This is a genomic window from Streptomyces sp. FH025 (genome assembly GCF_017427025.1).
Taxonomy (GTDB): Bacteria; Actinomycetota; Actinomycetes; order Streptomycetales; family Streptomycetaceae; genus Kitasatospora.
Genome location: NZ_JAFLNG010001175.1, coordinates 1 through 1,258 on the forward strand (window position 1 = coordinate 1; position 1,258 = coordinate 1,258).

Consider the following 1,258-nt stretch of genomic DNA (forward strand, 5'->3'; position numbering starts at 1 on the left):
TGCGGTCCTGGTGCGGATGTGCACGGGTGGTGTCCTCCCGGTGGGTGGTGTGGTGGGAGGCTACTTCCTTTGGTCGTGACCTGACAATCACTCGGCACCCCGGGCGCCCCAGGAGCCACCGGAACTCCTCGGCACCCGTCAGAACCCTTCGGAGGCCATGGAGAAGACGGTGCTGATGAGGGCCGCGACCAGCCAGCAGATGATGCCGAGTACGAGGCTGAGGGTGAACCCCCACTGCACGTCGGTCAGGATGCCGCCGAATATCACGGTGGGGATCCAGACCGGGACGGCCAGGCCGAGTGCGACCGCCCAGGCGGGCTCCTTCCAGCTGACGATGCCGCAGATCGCCACCGCCATGCCGGCGGCGAGCAGTGCGCTGAACGTGAGGATGTCGGCCCACGGAATGTTCGGGTTCTTGGCGAGGTGCCCGTGGTAGCTGAGGTTGACCACCCTGCCCCGCAGGACCTTCAGATCCACCGTGGTGTCGATGTCGACGTCGTCGTAGAACGCGTAGCCGACCTCGAAGGTCTGGGCAGGTGCCGTCTCCCGGGCCACGGTCAGGTTGTAGGTGGTGTCGTCGCTGCTCCGGTCCACCGACTTCCTCGTCACCCGGCCGCTCTCCCGCGTCACGCAGTCCGCACCCGGCTTGGCGGCCGGCGTGGCGCAGAGCGGGGTGGCGCGGTACTCACCCACCTCGTCGTAGGCGTCGGTGAACCGGGCGAAGCCGAGGACGGTGACGGCGAGCCCGGCCGCGACGATCAGCACCCGCAAGATGATCCAGAGTGCCTTGACGACACCGCGCCACCTCCGCGACGGCTTCCGCAGGTTCTGCGGGCCGGATATCCACTCGTTGACGGGTCGGGCGTCCTCAGGCATCGTCACCACCCGGTGTTCGTACGGTCCACTGCTCCACTCGCGTCCCTACCCGTCCCGGCTGCTCATGCGCAGCCCGGGTACGTGGCGGGACGCAGCCGCGATCATGCCAGGGAAGTCTGGCGGGCGCGAGGAATTCCGGTGGGCCGTAGCGGACTTGTGGGCGACGGCAGGGCCGGGGGGCGTCTCCCGGGGTGTTCGGGAGACGCCCCCCGGCTCACATCACCGCTAGTTGAGGGCGGCGAGGGCGGCCTCGTAGTCGGGCTCGTCGGCGATCTCGCCGACCAGCTCGGTGTGCAGGACGGTGTCGTTCTCGTCGAGGACGACGACGGCGCGGGCGGTCAGGCCTGCGAGGGGACCGGTGGTGAGCGCGACGCCGAAGGTG

General features: G+C 69.2%; 1 protein-coding gene. It reads right to left on the reverse strand.

Translation table 11 applies throughout. The features are described from left to right. Nucleotides 1-138: 138 nt before the first annotated feature. Nucleotides 139-876 (reverse strand): hypothetical protein, encoded by a 738-nt coding sequence (locus J0670_RS38235; protein ID WP_207817369.1) that lies wholly within the window; start codon nucleotides 874-876, stop codon nucleotides 139-141. Nucleotides 877-1,258 lie beyond the last annotated feature (382 nt).